This window comes from Cellulomonas massiliensis JC225, assembly GCF_000312005.1.
Taxonomy (GTDB): Bacteria; Actinomycetota; Actinomycetes; order Actinomycetales; family Cellulomonadaceae; genus Cellulomonas; species Cellulomonas massiliensis.
The window spans coordinates 1,952,271-1,954,519 of record NZ_HE978588.1 but is presented as its reverse complement, the minus strand read 5'-3'; the positions used below and the strand labels follow the sequence as shown (position 1 = coordinate 1,954,519).

Annotated in this window: 3 protein-coding genes and 1 pseudogene; 2 read left to right on the top strand and 2 right to left on the bottom strand. The window is 77.5% G+C overall.

Features of this window, described 5'->3' with window-relative positions:
- Positions 1-516, top strand: a 516-nt coding sequence (locus tag HGCM_RS09310; RefSeq protein WP_026075373.1) for a hypothetical protein, incomplete at its 5' end; no start/stop codon positions are given.
- On the opposite strand, the gene HGCM_RS09305 is transcribed toward HGCM_RS09310, so the two are convergent.
- A complete protein-coding gene (locus tag HGCM_RS09305; protein ID WP_019136571.1) occupies positions 486-806 on the bottom strand; it encodes a hypothetical protein in 321 nt (106 codons plus the stop codon). The genes HGCM_RS09310 and HGCM_RS09305 overlap by 31 nt on opposite strands.
- Before the next feature lie 62 nt (positions 807-868).
- On the bottom strand, positions 869-1,627 hold the full coding sequence (locus HGCM_RS09300; RefSeq protein ID WP_019136570.1) for an alpha/beta hydrolase: 759 nt from the start codon (positions 1,625-1,627) through the stop codon (positions 869-871).
- Between the two features lie 201 nt (positions 1,628-1,828).
- On the opposite strand from HGCM_RS09300, the pseudogene HGCM_RS20435 reads away from it, so the two are divergent.
- Positions 1,829-2,249 (top strand): annotated as a pseudogene (locus HGCM_RS20435) (CoA transferase); the annotation flags it as partial.

The window sequence follows — 2,249 nt, the reverse complement described above, 5'->3', positions numbered from 1 at the left end:
CGCACGCAGCAGGAGCGCGCCCGCCGCGAGCGCCAGCGGGCGGAGACCGTGCTCGGACGGTCGGTGGCGCTGCTGCTGGAGCAGCGGCTCGACCCGGGCGCGACCGCGGCGCACGTGCACCGCCTCGCCGCCACGACGACGGTCTGCGCCGTCGCCGAGCGGGCCGCCGACCTGTCGTCGGCGGAGCGCCCCGGCGCCGTCGCCCCGGTGCGCGCGCTGTTCGACGAGGCGGCCGCCGTGCTCGACGTCCTCACGCCCGCCGAGGGCCGCGGGTCCTCGGCGTACCGCTCCGCGCACGCGGCGGTCGTGCGCGCGTGGGACCTGCTGGACGACGCCGAGGGGCTGCACGCGATCGGCCACGTGGCCCCGGACGAGGTGGCGGCCGGCCTGGCCCAGGTGGACCACCTGTGGCGGGTCGTGGTGGGCGAGCTGCTCAAGCTGACGCCGCCGCCCTCGCTCGCGGTGCCGCAGCCGCGCGCCGCGCGCTACTCGGCCGACGCGCTCGACACGGTCTGACCGCGGGCGGGGGCCGGGCGGCGCGGCGTGCGCTCCGGCGGCACGAACCACGTCACCGAGCGCGCGACGTCCCCCGCGCGCAGCCACTCGTACCGCTCCGAGCGGGGGTCGGACTCGTCGTCGCGCCACGCGACCATGACGTGCGCAGCCGTCCAGCGCACCGCCCTCGCCGGGCGCCACTCCTCCACGCCGTCGACCCACACGACCCGGACGATGACCGGCACCGCCCCCATCGGGCGGGAGGGGATCTCCGTGGGGATGTCGCGGTTGGCGACCTGACGACCGTTCACCGGCCCAGGGTATCGAACGCCTGTTCGACCGCGCGCCACCGCGTGCCGGCGCGGGAGGCCGCTCAGCGCCGCAGCGGCAGCCAGTCGACGACGTCCCGGATCTGCTCGTCCCACCGCGCCCAGTCGTGCCCGCCGGGACCCTCCTCGTACTGCAGGTCGACCCCCGCGGCGCGCGCGGCGTCGCGGAACCGGCGGTTGTGGCCGAGCAGCTCGTCCTCGGTGCCGCACCACGCGCGCAGCCGCGGCAGCTCCGCCGGGTCGGCACGCGCGAGCAGGTCGAGGAGGTCGTTGCCGTCGCGGCGCATCCGCTCCCGGTCGCCGAACGTCGCCGTGAGCTCGTCGCCGAGCTCGAGGCTCGCGACGTCGAGCGCTCCCGACAGGCTGACCGCCGCGGCCACCGAGCCCGGCCGGCGCAGCGCCCACTTCATCGCGCCGTAGCCCCCCATCGAGAGCCCCGCGACGAACGTGTCCTCGCGGCGGTCCGACAGCGGGAAGAAGCCGCGCACGAGCTCCGGCAGCTCCTCGCTGACGTAGGTCCAGTACCGGTACCCCGTCACCTGGTCGGCGTAGAAGCTGCGGTGGACGGCGGGCATCACGACGGCGAGCCCGGCCTCCGACGCGTAGCGCTCGACCGAGGTGCGCCGCATCCAGATGGAGTGGTCGTCCGAGAGGCCGTGCAGGAGGAACAGCACGGGGTGGCGGCCGTCGCGCGCGGCCCCCGCCATGCCGATCTGACCGCGCGTGCGCTGGGGCAGCACGACGTCCGCCTGGACGGAGAGCCCGAGCACCTCCGAGAAGAAGTGCGCCTGCAGGAACGCCACCACCGACCTCCTCTCCCCCCGGGGGACGGGCGCCCCGGGTCCGCTCGCGCGGCCGCATCGCCGACGCGTCGCGTCGGCGTCTCGCCGCGTCGTCGCGTCGGCGTCGCGTCGTCGTCTCGTCGTCGTCCGACCTGCCGCTGCCGACGGTAGCGCGCCCGGCTCGGGGCGACGCGCCCGGCCCGGAGGCCTACCGTCGGTGAGGTGGACGACCTGCTGCCCGCCCGGCTCGACGCGCTCGGCCTGCTGTGCGGGGCGGTCGGCGCCGTCGAGGAGGCGGTCGGCCGGCTCACGGGGCGGGCGCCGCACCCGGTGGAGCCGCGGCGCGTGGCCGCCGCGTGCGCGAGCGACCGGCTGCTGCGGATCGACGGCGATCCCTGGCCCGGGTTCGCGCCGCTGTCGGGCTACTTCCGGACCCACGACGGCTGGCTGCGGACGCACGCGAACTACCCGCACCACCGTGAGCGGCTCCTGCACCTGCTGGGACTGCCGGGGTCGACCGGGCGCGAGTCGTTCGCGGCGGCCCTCGCCGGCCTCTCGGCGGCGCACGTCGAGGAGCGGGCCGCGGCGGCCGGGGCGCTCGCGGTCCGCGTGCGGGACGAGCACGAGTGGGCGACGAGCCCGC